The following is a 16,361-nucleotide window of genomic DNA, read 5'->3' as shown; positions in this document are numbered from 1 at the left end:
AAGAGCCGGCAGCCGTACTTGCCGGAGACAGCCTGGAGACGACGCTCATACCCGCGCTGCTCCTCGGCAGCCGTACTTGCCGGAGACAGCCTGGAGACGACGCTCATACCCGCGCTGCTCCTCGGCAGCCGCACGCTCGTCGAGCAGCGGCAGCTGTCGGCGGTCGGCACGCTTACTCTGCTCGAAGGGGACTTGATCGAGATCGAGGCGGAAGGGCCCGAGCGGTTCCGTCTCGGCGAATCCGTCTGGCTGACGGTGGAGTCGCCGTCCGGCAGCTACCGCATGGCTACGCGCGTGATCGGCCGGCGCGCCAAGTCGCTCGCGCTGCTGTTCCCCTACGAGCGCTATCGGATCATGGACGAGAAGCGCATCCATCCGCGGGTCGAGGTGAACTGTCCCGGCCGCCTGCTCCTGGACGACGAGCGGCTGAAGCGCGAGCCGACGAGAGCGGATCTGCTCCGCTACAGATGGTCCGACGAGCTGCGGCATGAAGGTCTCGACGAGGCGCTGCTGGAGAAGCTCGTGCGCCTCATGGACGAGGAGGATCTGCATCTGCTCGAGGAGGAGGAGCGGTGCCGGCGGGAAAAGGCCGCGCGCGCCGAGATCGTCGTCTCCAACATCAGCCTGGAGGGCGTCGGCTTCCGCGCTGCGGGAGGCATGGAGCTGGAATGCCACGGCACCGTAGGCGCCGTGCTGGATCTCGGCTTCGAGCTGAGCTGCACGCTCGAGATTCTGTGGCGGCAGGACGCCGCAGGCGTGCTCAGCTACGGCGCGCGGATGAGCGGCTTCACCGCCGAGGGAGCGCGCCAGCTGAGGGCGTTCGTGCTTCACGAGCAGATGAAGCAGTATTATCAGGTGCGCCGAGGACTGGCGGCGGACGATGGCGCAGCCGCCGGCCTCGAAGCCGCGCCGGGCGAGGACGCGGAGCACTGATCCGGTTCGGCCGAGCGAATGGCGCGGCGGAGAGCGGCAGGCCAGGCGGGAAGCGCGGGCTTGCCCTGATGAGCGTGTTGGTTTTAATGCCGAAATAGCGAAGCCGGAGAGCGTGCTCTCCGGCTTCGCTATTTCGCAATGGGACTGCTCCGCGCGCCGAAGCAAGGGAAGAAGTTCCCTTGCTCGCTCGTCGGCGGGATGATTCCTTTCATGTGCGAGCCATCCTTCATCGCTTGTTCGGCCGTCCCCTTGGCCAAGTGCGGCCGTCTAAGCCGCGCTCCGGCAGGCTAGAATGCTACCAAAGGCCGCGGCGATCGCCTGTTGGTTCAATTAGGCGGCATGGGCCGACTGAGCGGCGGAGGAGGGGCGGCAATTGGCGGATGGCATGAAGGCAGGAGAAGCGAATTCGAAGAGGGCGGGGGCGACGCTTCTCTTGGCTAGAGGCCCCCTTGCTCGTGCGAGGAATATAGGTCGTAGAGCGGGAGCCAGAATGTTAGCAGGGAGAGCGGATACGGGACTTCGGCTCGCGCGCGCGGCGGGACTGGCGCTGCTGCTGAGCGCGGCTTTTCGCCGCTCCGGCTGGTTTTTCGATCGCGACGGGCATGGCTTCGTGGCGCTGCTGGCGGCATTCGGGCTTGCCGCTTTTTTACGAGGAGACCCGGGAGGATGGCGCTTGGCGCAAGGGAGCAGGGGCGGCAGGCTGCCGCTCGCCGCGGCTTGCTGCATCGGACTCGCGCTGCTCTATGCGGCGCGTAGCCTCGGATCGCCGGTCTCCGTCCAAGGCAGCGTGGAAGAAGCGCTGCGCTGGCTTTCTTTCGGCTCGTTGGCCCTCGTGCTGGCAGCATGGCAACGGAAAGAGCGTCGGCCCGAATCGGCCGTATCCGCCGCGGCCTGGGCGCTGCAAGGCTTTTCCGCCTTCGCGGCGGCAAGCTCGCTGGCCGCCTGGTGCGGCTGGATCGTCGGCCCTGACTTCATGCTGCGCACCGCCGACGGACGCTTGAGCGCCACGGGCGCCAGGCTCGCCGGCTACCTGCAGTACAGCAATGCGCTCGGCGCCTTCGCCGCCGCGCTGCTGGCGTGGCAATGGCTCGTTCTCGCGCGGAGCGGCTCGCCCCGGCTTCGCCGCAGCGCCGCTTGGCTGGCTCCGCCCTGCCTCGCCGTGCTGCTGCTGAGCGAGTCGAGAGGAGCGCTGCTGGCGCTGCTGGCGGCGGCGGTTCCGGGCTTGCTGCTGGCGCGCCGCTTGTCCAGCCGTGCGGAGCCGGGACCCGGCCGTCCCGCGCTCCGCGCGGAGCGGCTGCGCTGGCTTCTCGCGGCCTGGAGCAGCTTGCCGGGAGCAGTTGCGCTGGTCGCGATCGCCCGCTTCCGCGAGCGGGCGACGGAGGCGGCGCTCGCCCAGGACGCGGCCGTCTGGCTCGCCCTGCTGGCGGCTTCGGCAGCGGGCGCCGTTTGGATCGAGCATACGATGGCGCCCTCAAGCGAGCGCTTGTCCCAGCCCGCTACGGCTTCGGCAGCTGGGCCCGCGGCTGTCCTGCACGCCGGCATCCGTTCCGCCGCCGTCCTGCTGCTCGGCGCCGCCGCGGCGCTCAGCCTGAGCCGCGGCGGCGGCTGGGACCGGTTCGATCCCGCCGAACCGACCTCGGCGGCGACCGGAGCGTCGCGTCTGCTGCTCTATCGCGACGGCTGGGCCGCCGCCCGCGAATCCTGGCTGTTCGGCTACGGCGCCCGGGCGTGGGAGCTGCTGCGGGGCTCGTTCCAGTCGGCGCCGTATGCGGCCGGGGAAGTGCATAGCGGCTACCTCGACATGCTGCTGACCGCCGGGGCTCCCGGCCTCGCGCTGCTGCTGGCGCTCGGCGCTGCGCTGCTCGCGGCCGCAGGCGCGAAAGGCGCGCTTGGCGCCGTGCCGGCGGCCTCGCTGCTGCTGCATGCGGCGATCGACGTGGACATGTGCTACGGCGCCTACTGGCTGCTGCTGCTTGTCCTGTCGGCCGCAGGCGCGTCCCTCGCTCCGCCCGCGTCCGCTGCCCGGACAGAAGGCGGAGACGGCTAGGAGGCGCCGGCGTGGACGGGAGCGGGCCGCCGCGCAGGGCGGCGGCGCTCAGCCGCCGAAAGCATCCCGGAACGCCAAGCGCAGCCGCTCCGGCTCGACCTCCCACAGCTCGGCGATGTCGCCGCAGACGTTCTCGTCCCACCAATCGCACAGCTTTTTGCGGTTGTCGTGATTTTCGTGGACGAAGATCAGGTTGAGGCCCACTTTTTTCGTGTACAGCTTCTCCGCCTGCTCCATCTTCTCCTTGGGGATGAACGTCTTGAGCCGCTTGGCGGTCCGGTACAGCTCGTTGCTGCAGGCGCGCCGGATCTTGCGGGCCGTCGGCAGCTCGGCCGCGTGCTTCGTCTTGTGGCTGTTCATGGAGCCCACTCCTTTCGTTCTCCATCTATATGCCGGGACGGCTGCCCCGGTGCGGGGAAGGACGGGAGGCGCGCGCGCCTTCAAGCCGCAAGGAAAAGAGCCTTTCTTCTCGCTTCGGGAGAAGGAAGGCTCTTTCGTTTTTTTTCGCTTACTGGACGTGAATGTAGCCGACCATCGGGCCGCTGTGCTTGAGATCGGTGTGGATCTGGCATTCGATCGGGTACACGCCGGCCTTGGAGGCGACGAAGCTCACCTCGGTCGTCTCGCCTTTCTTGACCTCTCCGCTGACGCCGAGCCCCTTGATGGTGAAAGGATGGGAGGCTCCGTTCACGCCGCTGATGCGCAGCGTGACCTTCTCGCCCTTGGGCACGATGATCGTGGCCGGGCTCCATTGGTACACCTCGAGCTCCTCGCCGCCGCGCGTCGTCGTCTTGAATTCTCCCGTCACCATCTCATAGACATGTCCCGTATCCGGCTGCTGCGCGGCGGCCGAGGCGGGGAGCGGATCCCCCTGCTTCGGGTAGAGCTGCCAGCAGGCGAGCGCCAGGACGGCGATGGCGAGCGCGAGACCGGCCGTCCTTAGTTGGCGTTTCGTAATGATGATCGCTTTCATGCTTCGTCTCCCTTCTTGTCCGGTGCTGTCCTATTTTTATGCGGGGGACGGTCTGTCCATGCCAGCGGAAACGGGCCGATCCATCTATGGCATCTCTTGACAGCCCTATGATAGAATACCGATGACAGAAGCGGCTCGGACGAAAGCCGCGAGAGATGGAAATGAAGGAGTGGAGCGCATGCATCTGCTGCATGATCTGGTGGACAAGCTGCTCGGCATCGTCGAGCAGCTCGGTTATTTCGGCATCATCCTCGGCCTGGCGATGGAGGTCATCCCGAGCGAGATCGTGCTCGGCTACGCCGGCTACATGGTCTCGACCGGCAGCATGACGTTTTGGCTGGCGGTGCTGTGCGGCACGGTCGGCGCGGTCGTCCAGCAGTGGATCCTCTATGCGATCGGCCTGTACGGAGGACGGCCCTTCCTCGACAAGTACGGCAAGTACATCAAGATCAAGCCGAAGCATATCGACGCGGCGGAGCGCTGGTTCGACCGCTACGGTCCGGGCATGGTGTTCACCGCCCGTTTCGTGCCCGTCATGCGCCAGGTGATCTCGATTCCGGCCGGCATGGCCCGGATGTCGCTGACCCGGTTCACCGTGCTGACGGCGATCGCCTCGCTGCCGTGGGCGATCCTGTTCGTGACGATCGGGCGCAGCCTCGGCAGCAACTGGGGCCAGATCAAGGAAAAGGCGGCCCCGTACACGATTCCGGCGATCCTCGTCGCGCTCGCGGTCATGATCGTTTATGCGCTTTTCAAGTACCAGCGCTCGCGCGGACGGACCGTCTGATTGAGCAGGCGAGCCGCCATTTGATACAATGAATGCAATCGATCCATAACCCAAGGAGTGATTCCGATGGCACGCAGCGTAGCCAGCAAGCTGAACCAAGGCATCAGCCCCCGGCAGTTCCGGGACGGCATGACGAAAAACAAGGATGCTTTCGACGACTGGTACGACAAGTTCGAATGGCCGAGCGAGGACGATCGGGAATTTTTCGAGCAGCTGAACAACCGCGACGACCTGCGCGTGCTCATCCTGATGGCCGAATGGTGCGGCGACGTCGTGCGCAACATCCCGGTCGTGTTCCGCGCGCTCGAGAATAGCGGCGTTCCGGTGGAGGTGCTCGTCATGGAGGAGCATCTGGACACGATGGACGAGTTCCTGACGATGGGCGGACGCTCCGTGCCGGTCGTCATCGTGGCGGATACCGGCGGCCATGTGCTCGGCACGTGGGGACCGCGTCCGGAGCATGTGCAGGAGGCGATGAGGGCGTTCAAGCGGGACAATCCGGACCGCGAGGCGCCCGACTACCAGGAGAAGCTGTCGCTGACGCGGCAGGAGATGGGACGCCGGTACGGAGAAGGAACCGGCTATCAGGCGGTCATCGTCCGGGAGCTGCGCGAGCTCCTCTCCTCGTTCTGATGGCGGCGATGAAGATCGTCCCGTTCGTGCTCGGACCGATCCAGACGAACGGCTATCTGCTCGTCAACGAGGAAACGAACCGGGCCGTCGTCATCGACCCCGGCATGAACCCGAAGCCGCTCTTGAACCGCATCGCGCAGGATTCCATCCAGCTCGATGCGATCCTGCTCACCCATGCCCATCTCGACCATATGGGCGGGGTGGACGAGGTGCGCAAGGCTTGCGGCTGTCCGGTCTACATCCATGACCTGGAGGCGGACTGGCTGACCGATCCGGCGCTCAACGGCTCCTTGCGCTGGAGCCATATGACGCCGCCGCTGACGACCGATCCGGCCGAATATGCGCTCGAAGAAGGCATGCGGCTGAAGCTCGCGGGCTTCGAGTTCCGCGTGCTGCACACGCCGGGCCACAGCCCGGGCAGCGTCAGCTTCCTGCACGGCAAGAACCTGTTCTCGGGCGACGTGCTGTTCCGCGAGTCGGTCGGCCGCACCGATCTGCCCGGCGGACGCGAGGCGGATCTGTTCAACTCGATCCGGGGCAAGCTGTACCGGCTCGACCCGGACGTGACCGTCTACAACGGCCACGGGCCGAAGACGACGATCGGCCACGAGATGGCCCATAATCCGTACGTACGGCTGGGATGACCGGCCATCCGCTCCCGTCCTGCGGCGCCCGCCGCCGGCGGGAGCGGTTCATTTTTGGACAGGAGGAATCGGCATGGCGGAGCAACAAGCAGGCGTGAAGGAAGCCGAGGGCGAGCGGACGGCGGCGCAGGCGGCGGAGGAGCAGGAGCGGATCGTGCGCGGCATCGCCCAGGAGCTGGGCTTGCCGCTCGGCAAGGTCAAGTCGGCGGTGTCGCTGCTGGACGAGGGCAATACGATTCCGTTCATCGCGCGCTACCGCAAGGAAATGACCGGCGAGCTCGACGAGAACGAGCTGCGCGGCATCGAGGAGAAGCTGGCCTACCGGCGCAATCTGGAGGACCGCAAGCGCGAGGTGCTGCGGCTGATCGGCGAGCAGGACAAGCTGACGCCGGAGCTGGCGCAGGCGATCTCCGCCGCGTCCAAGCTGCAGGAGGTCGAGGATCTGTACCGGCCGTACCGGCAAAAGCGCAAGACGCGCGCTTCCGTCGCGCGGGAGCGGGGGCTGCAGCCGCTGGCCGACTGGCTGCTCTCGCAGCCGCGCCAGGGCGAGCCGCTCGCCGAGGCGCGCAAGTACGTCACGGGCGAGGCCGGCGCGCAGACGCCGGAGGAAGCGCTCCAAGGCGCGATGGACATCGTCGCCGAGAGCATCGCCGACGACGCCCGCATCCGCGCCTGGGCGCGCAAGTTCACCGCGGAGCAGGGCGTCATCCGCTCCGAGGTCCGGCAAGCGGGAGCGGAATCGGTGTACGAGATGTACTACGACTATCAGGAGCCGCTGCGCAAGCTGCCGCCTCACCGCACGCTCGCGATCAACCGCGGCGAGCGCGAGGAGGTGCTGCGCGTCTGGCTGGACGTTCCGGCAGCGCGCATCCATGACCATATCCTCCGCCATACGCTCCGCCAGGGCGTCGCGCCGGCGATTCGGGACGTGCTGGCCGCCGTCGTCGAGGACGCGTACAAGCGGCTCATCGCGCCGTCGATCGAGCGCGAGGTGCGCGCGGAGCTGACGGAGCGGGCGGAGGAGCACGCGATCGGCATCTTCTCCGCCAATCTGCGCAGCCTGCTGCTGCAGCCGCCGGTGCGCGGCCATGTCGTGCTCGGCGTCGATCCGGCGTACCGCACCGGCTGCAAGCTGGCGGTCGTCGACGCCACCGGCAAGCTGCTGGAGGTGGCGGTCGCCTATCCGACGCCGCCGAACAACAAGGTCGCCGAGGCGGAGCGGCTCATCGGCTCGCTGATCGACCGCCACGGCGTCACGCTCCTCGTCATCGGCAACGGCACCGCCTCGCGCGAGACGGAGAGCTTCATCGCCGCGCTCATCCGCGGCCGCGTCGCTGCCGGCAAGCCGGGCGCCGAGGCGCTCCGCTACATCATCGTCAACGAGGCCGGAGCGAGCGTCTACTCCGCCTCCAAGCTCGCCGCCGAGGAATTCCCCAAGCTCGATGTCGCGGAGCGCAGCGCGGTATCGATCGCACGCCGGCTCCAGGATCCGCTGGCGGAGCTCGTCAAGATCGAGCCCAAGGCGATCGGCGTCGGCCAGTATCAGCACGACGTCAGCCAGAAGCGGCTCGGCGAGACGCTCGGCGGCGTCGTCGAATCGGCGGTCAACCACGTCGGCGTCGACGTCAACACCGCCTCGGCGTCGCTGCTCTCCTATGTGGCGGGCATCAATGCGACGACGGCCAAAAACATCGTCAAGCATCGGGAAGAGACCGGGGTCTTCTCCTCCCGCAAGGAGCTGCAGAAGGTGCCGCGGCTCGGCGCGAAGACGTACGAGCAGTGCATCGGCTTCATCCGCATCCCCGAGGCGGAAAACCCGCTTGACCGCACGCCGATCCATCCGGAGTCGTACGGCGTCGTCGACCGGCTGTTCAAGCAGCTCGGCCTGTCGCTCGGCGAGGTCGGCGGCGAGACGGCCCGGCAGCGGCTGGCGGCTGCCGACATCCCGGCGCTCGCGTCGGCGATCGGCGTCGGCGAGCCGACGCTGCGCGACATTGTAGACAGCCTCATGCGGCCGGGGCGCGATCCGCGCGAGGAGCTCGCGGCGCCGGTGTTCCATCAGGACGTGCTGGCGATCGAGGACCTGCAGCCCGGCATGGAGCTGCAGGGCACGGTGCGCAACGTGATCGACTTCGGCGCTTTTGTCGACATCGGCATCAAGAACGACGGCCTCGTGCACATCTCTCAGCTGAGCCGCAAGTTCGTCAAGCATCCGATGGACGTCGTGTCGGTCGGCGACGTCGTCACCGTCTGGGTGCTGAACGTCGATCTCAAAAAAGGCCGCGTCGGCCTGACGATGCGCGGTCCGAACCCTTCCTGAAAAGCCGAAAGGCCTCTCCTCCGACTCGGGCAGTCGGGGGAGAGGCCTTTGGCTTGCTTGCAGGCGGTGAACCGCGTCCGGGCCGGCGCGTCAGCCGTCCTGGCGGACCGCTTCCTCGTCCGGCTTGGCGGCCTGCTTCGTCCGATAATAGAACCAGCAATCGTTCAGCAGGCGCACCTGCCGGAGATCCTTCTTCTGGAAGGCGCGCATCAGTTGGCTGCTCAGCCATTGCGGCATCCGCATCGTCCTCCTTCTGCCGTTCGTGATCTACACAGCATATGGAGGAAAAGGCGAACAGGTGCAGGTCCAATCAGTCTTCGTACTCTTCCTCGTACCATTGCTCCAGCTGCGCGAGCAGCGCGCGGATCTCGGTCAGCAGCGAGATGAGCGGGTAGGACTTCTCCGGAATTTCCTTGAAGGAGCGCTCGAGCTGCTCCAGATGCTCGAGCCCGCTCTGCGTCGGCAAGCCGCGCTCATGCAGCTCGGATGGGGAGAACTCGGCGATGCAGCGTGCGAGCGGCGGCACCTCGGCTGCCGTCAGCTTGTCGAGCTCCTTGTGCAGCCGCAGATTGAGCGCGGACAGCTGATAGGCGTGCGTATCGGGCATTTCCACCAGGGAGAGCTGGCCTCCAAGCTGGAACAGAACATACTTCATCGTAGGCATGGCGAAACATCGGGCTCCTCTCGCGGTCGATCATTCGTCTACTTGACAGTGTAGCCCAGGATCCCTTTACAATTCAAGGGGAAGGAGGGGACGGGCATGGACGATCGGGAGCTGCAGGCATGGGTGGAGCGCGTCTCGCTGGAGACGTTCGGACTTCCGTTCCGCCACCGGGCCGCCTTCAACCGGAGGCTGTCCTCTACCGGGGGACGCTACTTCATGAAGTCGCATCATATCGAGATCAGCGCGAGGCAGCTCGAGGCTTACGGGGCGGAGGAGACGGAGAAGATCATCAAGCATGAGCTGTGCCACTATCATCTGCATCTGCTCGGACGCGGCTATCGTCATCGCGATCCCGAGTTCAAGGCCTGGCTGGAGCGCTCCGGCGGGTCCCGCTACTGCAAGCCGCTGCCGGACAAAGCCCGCAAGGCGCTGCCCTATCGGTACAAGCTCGTCTGCGGAGCCTGCCGCATGGAATATCTCCGCAAGCGCAAGGTCGACCCGGCCCGCTATGTCTGCGGACGATGCCGAGGCCGGCTATCCCTTTACGCGCTTGACACAGCCGGAAGGCCATGATAAATTATGGTCAGGCTTGTTATGTAAACGTTCCCTGATAGCTCAGTTGGTAGAGCACTCGACTGTTAATCGAGTTGTCACAGGTTCGAGTCCTGTTCGGGGAGCCATTCATGGAGAGATACCCAAGTGGCTCAAGGGGACCCTCTGCTAAGGGGTTAGACTGCGTAAGTGGTGCGAGGGTTCGAATCCCTCTCTCTCCGCCATCTGTTTCATCCAGGAAGGACCGGCAGCGGTCTTTTTTCTTTGTTGTTTTTCGGCAGTGGAGCGCTAAAATGGTTTTATAAAAAAAGCTTGCGTTATCCTGCGGCTTGTGATAAGATCATTCATGTTGCTTCGAGGAACTGGGTTCCGGACAAGCCATCGCGGCCCGTTGGTCAAGGGGTTAAGACACCTCCCTTTCACGGAGGTAACAGGGGTTCGAATCCCCTACGGGTCACCATCTTTTTTAGAGCCATTAGCTCAGTTGGTAGAGCACCTGACTTTTAATCAGGGTGTCGAAGGTTCGAGTCCTTCATGGCTCACCAGTTTTGTTTTCCCTCGTTTTACCTAACGTGCGGTAGTGGTGGAATGGCAGACACGCTATCTTGAGGGGGTAGTGGGCGTACGCCCGTGGAGGTTCGAGTCCTCTCTACCGCACCATACTTCGTCAATCCAACCCTTACTTCGTAAGGGTTTTTTGTTTTCCCGCGATCCGCGGCAAAGAGGCCCCCGTCTCCTAAAGGAAACGAGGGCCTCTTCGGCTTGTCTGGGCGCGCAGCGCGGAGCGGCTTCAGCTCGTGATCGTCGAATTGACGATGAGCGAAGGCACCGACGTGCTGGTGGAGGTCGTGCCGTCGTAGGAATGGAATTCCAGAATGACCGGAGTGCCGGGGACGATGTCGGCGGATGCGATCACGACCGTCGTCGGCGACGTCGTCGTGAGCGCTCCTTGCTGCAGCATGCCGTTGACATACACATTGACATAACCGCCGGCAGAGACGACGGGAAGGCTGCCCGTCGGCACGGCATCGCCAGCATCGTCGAAGAAGCTTTCGGCCGGGATCGTCACCGTGCCGGCTCCGGCGTCGATCATCGCTGAGGTCACCGTCGCGCTGAAGCGGGTCACCGCATCGTCGACGGCCGTGACGGTCGTCGTATCGACGGTGCCGCTCACCGTGCTCGTCACGACCAGAAAATGCTTGATCAGGGAGGGAGGCATGAGAGGATCCTCTCCTTTCCGAGTTGATTCTATAAGATATGAATCCTGCCAGGGGAAAGTGATAGATTCGGGCCCGTTGCGAGCGGATCGGGAAGCTCTGCGGCGCGCTGCGGCCAGCGAGAGCCGGCAGCTTTCCAGCTGGATCGGCGTTCCGGGCGACGGCAGGTCGCGGACGAGCAGCGTGAGGCGGCCCGGCTCGACCGAATAGGCGCGCGGCGGCTGCGGCATGCCGTTGATGTACAGCTGCTGCCAGGTGACCGCGCTCGGAGCGGGGATGTCGCCGATGCCGCCCGCTCCTGGCCCGTATCGCCGGCTGACGCCGTCCGAGCGGGCCAGGAACCCGAAGCGCTCGGCTACGATCGTACGCCGTGCGGCCGCCCGGGACCGGCTCGGCTTGCGCCTGACGGCTCGCGGCTCGCTCCGCCTTTTCCCGGCCTCTCGGCAGCGGCAGGCTCTGCGTCCGGGCTGATCCGTTCGAAGGGGCCGGCCTCTAGTTTTGCGCAGCGCCTCGCTTCCGCCTCTGCGGCGCTTCTTCAGCCTGCTGCACGGCGCCGATCGCGTGGCTCGCAGCAAGGGCTCGCTTTTCCTCGTTTCGTCATATCTGCTCTCCGCCTTTGCCAAAAGTATATGAGGCGCGGAGCCGGATCGAAACGGCGCTGCCTCCGCTTTGGGCGTTTTCGAAGTAGACTCCGGTGGAATGGAAGATCGGCATGTGAGGTATTTTAACCTTTTGGCCAGCTTCTCGAAAGGCGATGTCAGGTGTAAGCGAAATCAAAATGGTTGGATAACGCATACATTTTTTGTAAGGGTTCACAAATTGCGATCATCCCGATCAAATATGTGATGGAAACTAACATTTCTTTGATTTCTATCATTTTTCGTTGAATGGGCCAGTAGAAGCGCTGTCACGCCCATCCTACAATTAGAAGCGGGGGGAGGAACAATCAACATGGCTCAACTACAAACGGAATTGAACCCGGCGCAACGGCCGAAAAAGAAAACGGTCCTGACCCGCTTCTTCGGACAATGGGACCTGCAGCTGATGGTCATTCCCGCGCTGCTGCTCATTTTCGTCTTCAGCTACATCCCGATGTACGGCGTTATCACGGCCTTTCAGGACTACAACATCTTCAAGGGCATCACAGGCAGCCCGTTCGTCGGTTGGAAGCATTTCGAGCGCTTCTTCAACGATCCGAACTTCACGCGCGTCATGCGCAACACGCTTGTCATCAGCGGGCTTAAGCTCGCCGTCGGCTTCCCGGCCCCGATCCTGCTCGCGCTGCTCCTCAACGAGGTGCGCAACCGCTTCTTCAAGCGTATCGTGCAGACGGTCAGCTACTTGCCGCATTTCCTTTCCTGGGTCATCGTATCCGGCCTCGCCATCTCCATCCTGTCCACGGAGAACGGCAGCCTCAATATGCTCCTGCAATCGCTCAACCTGATTGACGAGCCGCTCAGCTGGCTGAGCATGCCGGAATACTTCTGGACAATCCTCGTCACGACGGGCGTCTGGAAAGAAATCGGCTTCGGCTCCATCGTCTACCTGGCCGCCATCGCCGGTGTCGATCCAAGCCTGTACGAAGCCGCCTCGATGGACGGGGCCAGCCGCTTCAAGCAGATTTTCCTGGTCACGCTCCCGTCGATCATGCCGGTTGTCGTCATCTTCTTCATCCTGGCGGTCGGCAACCTGCTCAGCGCAGGCTTCGAGGATATCCTCCTGCTCGGCAAGGACCCGATTCTGCGGAATGTGTCCGATGTTCTGGATACGTACGTGTACCGGATGGGCATCGAGTCCCAGCGGTTCTCCTATGCGACTGCCGTCGGCCTGTTCAAGGCGATCATCAGCGTAGGGCTGCTGACGCTGGCCAATCTGTTCGCGAGGCGTTCCGGCAACAGCCTCTGGTAATCGACACCAAGAATCAGGCCCTTTTAAGGAGGAAGCTGCGTTGAAAATCAGGATGAGCAGCGGCGACCGCGTGTTGACCGCCTTCGTCTATCTCTTTCTGGCCTTGCTGGCCCTATCGACCTTCTATCCGTTCTGGAACGCGCTCGTCGTCTCCTTGAACAAAGGCATGGATACCGCGCTCGGCGGAATCACCGTCTGGCCGCGTTCCTTCACCTTGGAAAACTACGAAATCGTCTTCCAGGACAAGCGCATCATCCACGCCTTCGGCGTCTCCGTGCTGCGTACGATCATCGGCACCGCTTCCGCGATTTTGTGCACGGCGATCTTCGCCTACGGCATGACCCGAAGCGAGCTGATGGGCCGCAAGTTCTACATGGTCGCCTGCCTGATCACCATGTACTTCAGCGGCGGACTGATCCCGTCCTTCCTGCTGATCCGCGAGCTCGGCCTGTTCGACTCCTTCTGGGTGTTCATCATCCCGTCGCTCATCAGCGTCTGGAACATGATTGTCTTCCGCACCTTCTTCCTCGGTCTCCCGGCCGGTCTGGACGAGTCGGCGAAGATCGACGGCTGCGGCTATTGGGGCACCTTCTTCCGCATCGTGCTGCCGCTCTCGGGACCCGTCATCGCGACACTGTCGCTGTTCACGGCGGTCGCCCATTGGAACGACTGGTTCATGCCAAGCATCTACATCAACAACGAGAACCTGATTCCGATCCAAACGAAGCTGCAGCAGATCCTCAACTCCAACATCATGACCGAGCAGATGCAGCAGCTCGACTCGGCGGCGCAGGCCCGCCTGTCGGCGATGAAGAGCATCACGAGCAAGTCGCTCTCGATGGCGACGATGATGGTGGCGACGCTGCCGATCATCATGGTCTATCCGTTCGTGCAGCGCTACTTCGTCAAGGGCGTTCTGGTCGGCTCCGTCAAGGGCTGATTCGTTCGGAGACTTCAGCCCGCATCGGCCGCAAGCACGTACTCTTGGTTTTTAGGCGCGGCGGTCCGCCGAGCGGATGGCCGCGCGTTCAAACATAGCAATCCTTTTATTATTAGAGCTGAGAAAAGGGGATGAACGAGTTGGGCAAATGGAACAAAAACGCGTTCAAAGGCATGGCTCTGGCATTGGCGGCAGCGACTGCGCTGGCCGGCTGTTCGGGCGGAAACAACGGCAACAACGGTGCGGGCAACAGCGGCGCGGCCGAAAATGCAGGCACGCCGAGCGCCTCTCCGGCAGCCTCCGCCGCGCCTGAGGCCGGCGCGGCCTGGACGGTCGGGAGCGAGCCGCTCGAGTACAGCATGTACGGCCATTATGATTGGTACACGATGCCGACATGGGGCGCAGACGAGTCGTCCAAGTGGATCAAGGACAACATGAAGGTCAACGTGACAGCGATCCAGTCGGGCGGCAATGCGGCCCAGAAGCTCAACACGATGATCGCCTCCGGAACGCTTCCCGACGTCATCTGGATGGACCGCGGCGCGGATGTCGAGAAGCTGCGCGCGGCCGACATGCTCGTACCGTTCGACGACTACCTCGACAAATACCCGAACTTCAAAAAATGGGTCGGCGAAGAAGCGATCAACATGCTCCGCTCCAGCGACGGCAAAATCTATCAGTTCCCGAACTGGTACACGTCGCAGCCGATCGGCAACGCCGGCTACGTCGTCAACAAAAAATACTACGAGGCGCTCGGCTCGCCGAAGCTGGAGACGACGGACGACTTCTACAACTATCTGAAAGCCGTCAAGGAGAAATTCCCGAACGTGACGCCGTTCAACCCGGACCTGGCGGTCGACGGACAAGGGCTGGACGTTCTGTACAGCGCCTTCAAAGAAGATGCCAACCTCGCCTCCATCTCCAACCGGGCGGCGATCAGCGGCGACAAGCTGACATCGATTTTTAAGGACGACGTCTTCCGCGAGTCCATGCTGTATGCCTCCAAGCTGTTCCGTGAGAAGCTGATGAGCGCGGATTCCATGACCCAGACGAAGGATCAGGTCAAGGAGAAGGCCTACACGGGAGGAGCGGCCGTCTTCGCCGGCGCAAGCCCGACCGAGTATGGATCCGTTGGCGATGCCGAGCTGAAGAAGAAGGACCCGAACGACGGCTACTTCATGGTCTGGCCGATCCACAAGGAAGGCCTCGACAAGAACAAGATCTTCCCGGGCACGTTCACGCGTCTTGGCTGGAACGTCAGCGTCATCACGAAATCCGCCAAGGATCCGGAAAAGATCTTCGCGTTCCTCGACTGGCTGACCGGTCCGGAAGGTACCCGTACGCTGATCTGGGGACCAGAGGGCAAATACTGGGACGGCTATGACGAAGCGGACGGCGCTCCTAAGTTCACGGAAGCTTACCTGAGCGACGTAGAAGGCCGCACCAAAACGATGGACGCTACCGTCAACCTGCAATGGGTCGGCAATTCCGTCTTCATCGACAAGTCCAAGATGAAATTCGAGTCGACGCTGCCGGCAGCCGAGCAGACTTGGGAGTCGAAGTACCAAAGCACGATTACGTGGCCGACGCAGAAGGACGCGACGGAGTTCATCAACCTCGCGCCTGCGGCCGACTCCGAGGAGGGCATCATCCAGACGAGCGTAGAAGAGATCTGGGATGAGGCTCGCGCCAAGGCGCTGTATGCGAAGAGCGACGAAGAAGTGCTGTCGATCCTCGATAAAGCCGACAAGGACGCCATGGCGATCGGTTATCAGCAGCTGCTTGACTTCAAGACGCAAAAATGGCAAGAAAACAAAACGAAAATGGCGGGCAACTAAGAAGCGACTGTATTCGGGATCCGCTCGCGCTATACTAGAGGAAAGTCCGCCGTCCCGGCCGGGACGGCGGTTTTTCTTTCATAGAACAGGACCGAAACGCGAAGGAGGGGGCTCCGTGAAGTATAAGGTTCTTCTCGTCGACGACGAGGAGCTGGACTTGAAGGGGATGCTCGCATTCATTCCGTGGGAGCAGCTCGGGCTGGAGGTCGTAGGCGCCGTGCACAACGGTTATGACGCTTATGCGATTCTGGAGCGGGAGCGGATCGACATCTTGGTGACCGATGTCCATATGCCGAGAATGAATGGGCTGGAGCTGGCGGAGAAGGCGCTTTCTTTATATGCCTCCCTGCGGGTCGTCTTCGTGAGCGGCTACCAGGATTTCCATTATGTGAAGCAGGCGCTGCAGCTCCGCGCCTGGGGGTATGTGCTCAAGCCGATGGACGACTCGGAGCTCGAAGCGGCGCTGCTGAGACTCGTGCAGCAGCTCGACGGGGAGAAGGAGGCGCTGCCAGCCGCTTCTGCGGCGGCGCACGACGTCAAGGAAGAGGCTCGTCCTTCCGGAGCGGCCGGCAAGGGAAGCTCCAAAAACGCCAAGCTCATCATCGAGATGACGGCGTTCATCGAGAAGCATCTGCATGAGAATCTGACGCTGAAGCTACTGGCGGACGAATTTTCCTTTTCGCCCAATTATCTCGGCGCGCTGTTCAAGGAAGAGACCGGAGTGAACTTCAGCGAGCATCTCATCGATCGGCGCATGCGCAAGGCCGGGGAGCTGCTGCGCGAGACGAGGCTGCGCATCTACGAGATTGCCGACAAGGTCGGCTATCGGTACATGCCGTATTTCAGCCGCCAGTTCAAGGAAACGTTCGGGGTCACGCCCAACGAATATCGAAGAATGGGATGAG

General features: G+C 63.3%; 17 protein-coding genes and 5 tRNA genes. 17 read left to right on the top strand and 5 right to left on the bottom strand.

Annotated features, from left to right (window positions below; all coding sequences use genetic code 11):
• Positions 1-18: 18 nt before the first annotated feature.
• Together B8V81_RS07740 and B8V81_RS07735 are read left to right on the top strand one after the other, a co-directional pair.
• Complete coding sequence (locus B8V81_RS07740) at positions 19-933, top strand: hypothetical protein (RefSeq protein WP_101808079.1); 915 nt, start codon at positions 19-21, stop codon at positions 931-933.
• Positions 934-1,423: 490 nt separating this feature from the next.
• Entirely contained in the window at positions 1,424-2,980 is a 1,557-nt protein-coding gene (locus tag B8V81_RS07735; protein ID WP_180968394.1) for an O-antigen ligase family protein, read from the top strand.
• Between the two features lie 48 nt (positions 2,981-3,028).
• Here the strand turns inward: B8V81_RS07735 and B8V81_RS07730 are convergent, their stop codons facing one another.
• On the bottom strand, positions 3,029-3,340 hold the full coding sequence (locus B8V81_RS07730) for a hypothetical protein (protein ID WP_028598509.1): 312 nt from the start codon (positions 3,338-3,340) through the stop codon (positions 3,029-3,031).
• A gap of 148 nt (positions 3,341-3,488) precedes the next feature.
• On the bottom strand, positions 3,489-3,953 hold the full coding sequence (locus tag B8V81_RS07725; protein WP_028598508.1) for a cupredoxin domain-containing protein: 465 nt from the start codon (positions 3,951-3,953) through the stop codon (positions 3,489-3,491).
• Between the two features lie 178 nt (positions 3,954-4,131).
• Here B8V81_RS07725 and uptA point away from each other — a divergent pair, with 178 nt between their 5' ends.
• The 4 genes from uptA (at position 4,132) to B8V81_RS07705 (ending at position 8,337) form a co-directional block, all read left to right on the top strand.
• Positions 4,132-4,740 carry an undecaprenyl phosphate transporter UptA gene (gene uptA / locus B8V81_RS07720; protein WP_028598507.1) on the top strand — a complete coding sequence of 203 codons (609 nt, stop codon included), beginning with the start codon at positions 4,132-4,134 and terminating at the stop codon, positions 4,738-4,740.
• A gap of 66 nt (positions 4,741-4,806) precedes the next feature.
• Positions 4,807-5,373 carry a thioredoxin family protein gene (locus tag B8V81_RS07715; protein WP_028598506.1) on the top strand — a complete coding sequence of 189 codons (567 nt, stop codon included), beginning with the start codon at positions 4,807-4,809 and terminating at the stop codon, positions 5,371-5,373.
• A gap of 8 nt (positions 5,374-5,381) precedes the next feature.
• A complete protein-coding gene (locus tag B8V81_RS07710) occupies positions 5,382-6,017 on the top strand; it encodes an MBL fold metallo-hydrolase (protein ID WP_101808246.1) in 636 nt (211 codons plus the stop codon).
• Between the two features lie 73 nt (positions 6,018-6,090).
• Positions 6,091-8,337 (top strand): Tex family protein, encoded by a 2,247-nt coding sequence (locus B8V81_RS07705; protein ID WP_101808077.1) that lies wholly within the window; start codon positions 6,091-6,093, stop codon positions 8,335-8,337.
• Between the two features lie 90 nt (positions 8,338-8,427).
• Here the strand turns inward: B8V81_RS07705 and cmpA are convergent, their stop codons facing one another.
• Both cmpA and B8V81_RS07695 read right to left on the bottom strand, forming a co-directional pair.
• On the bottom strand, positions 8,428-8,574 hold the full coding sequence (gene cmpA / locus B8V81_RS07700; protein WP_101808076.1) for a cortex morphogenetic protein CmpA: 147 nt from the start codon (positions 8,572-8,574) through the stop codon (positions 8,428-8,430).
• Between the two features lie 73 nt (positions 8,575-8,647).
• Positions 8,648-9,001 (bottom strand): hypothetical protein, encoded by a 354-nt coding sequence (locus tag B8V81_RS07695; RefSeq protein ID WP_028598503.1) that lies wholly within the window; start codon positions 8,999-9,001, stop codon positions 8,648-8,650.
• Positions 9,002-9,097: 96 nt separating this feature from the next.
• Here B8V81_RS07695 and B8V81_RS07690 point away from each other — a divergent pair, with 96 nt between their 5' ends.
• The 6 genes from B8V81_RS07690 to B8V81_RS07665 all read left to right on the top strand — a co-directional run bounded on the left by B8V81_RS07690 (position 9,098) and on the right by B8V81_RS07665 (position 10,213).
• Complete coding sequence (locus B8V81_RS07690; RefSeq protein ID WP_101808075.1) at positions 9,098-9,574, top strand: SprT family protein; 477 nt, start codon at positions 9,098-9,100, stop codon at positions 9,572-9,574.
• 31 nt (positions 9,575-9,605) lie between these two features.
• Positions 9,606-9,681, top strand: a tRNA-Asn gene (locus tag B8V81_RS07685).
• 5 nt (positions 9,682-9,686) lie between these two features.
• A tRNA-Ser gene (locus B8V81_RS07680) sits at positions 9,687-9,777 on the top strand.
• Between the two features lie 161 nt (positions 9,778-9,938).
• Positions 9,939-10,013 (top strand) — tRNA-Glu (locus tag B8V81_RS07675).
• Positions 10,014-10,022: 9 nt separating this feature from the next.
• Positions 10,023-10,098 (top strand) — tRNA-Lys (locus B8V81_RS07670).
• A gap of 29 nt (positions 10,099-10,127) precedes the next feature.
• Positions 10,128-10,213 (top strand) — tRNA-Leu (locus tag B8V81_RS07665).
• A 130-nt stretch (positions 10,214-10,343) separates the two neighbouring features.
• Here the strand turns inward: B8V81_RS07665 and B8V81_RS25710 are convergent.
• Positions 10,344-10,772 (bottom strand): DUF4183 domain-containing protein, encoded by a 429-nt coding sequence (locus tag B8V81_RS25710; protein WP_101808245.1) that lies wholly within the window; start codon positions 10,770-10,772, stop codon positions 10,344-10,346.
• Between the two features lie 226 nt (positions 10,773-10,998).
• Between B8V81_RS25710 and B8V81_RS25705 the strand changes: the two genes are divergently transcribed.
• The 5 genes from B8V81_RS25705 (at position 10,999) to B8V81_RS07640 (ending at position 16,360) form a co-directional block, all read left to right on the top strand.
• Entirely contained in the window at positions 10,999-11,241 is a 243-nt protein-coding gene (locus B8V81_RS25705) for a hypothetical protein (RefSeq protein ID WP_244912728.1), read from the top strand.
• A 480-nt stretch (positions 11,242-11,721) separates the two neighbouring features.
• A complete protein-coding gene (locus tag B8V81_RS07655) occupies positions 11,722-12,678 on the top strand; it encodes an ABC transporter permease (RefSeq protein WP_028600466.1) in 957 nt (318 codons plus the stop codon).
• Positions 12,679-12,730: 52 nt separating this feature from the next.
• Positions 12,731-13,618 (top strand): carbohydrate ABC transporter permease, encoded by an 888-nt coding sequence (locus B8V81_RS07650; RefSeq protein WP_101808244.1) that lies wholly within the window; start codon positions 12,731-12,733, stop codon positions 13,616-13,618.
• Positions 13,619-13,791: 173 nt separating this feature from the next.
• The gene (locus B8V81_RS07645) at positions 13,792-15,456 is read left to right on the top strand and encodes an extracellular solute-binding protein (protein WP_101808243.1); all 1,665 of its coding nucleotides are present in this window, start codon (positions 13,792-13,794) and stop codon (positions 15,454-15,456) included.
• A gap of 115 nt (positions 15,457-15,571) precedes the next feature.
• The gene (locus B8V81_RS07640) at positions 15,572-16,360 is read left to right on the top strand and encodes a response regulator transcription factor (RefSeq protein WP_028600469.1); all 789 of its coding nucleotides are present in this window, start codon (positions 15,572-15,574) and stop codon (positions 16,358-16,360) included.
• Position 16,361 lies beyond the last annotated feature (1 nt).

It is taken from the genome of Paenibacillus pasadenensis (assembly GCF_002864175.1).
Classification (GTDB): domain Bacteria; phylum Bacillota; class Bacilli; order Paenibacillales; family Paenibacillaceae; genus Paenibacillus_O; species Paenibacillus_O pasadenensis.
Note: the sequence above shows the minus strand (reverse complement) of the source record. Positions and strands in the feature narration are given on the sequence as shown.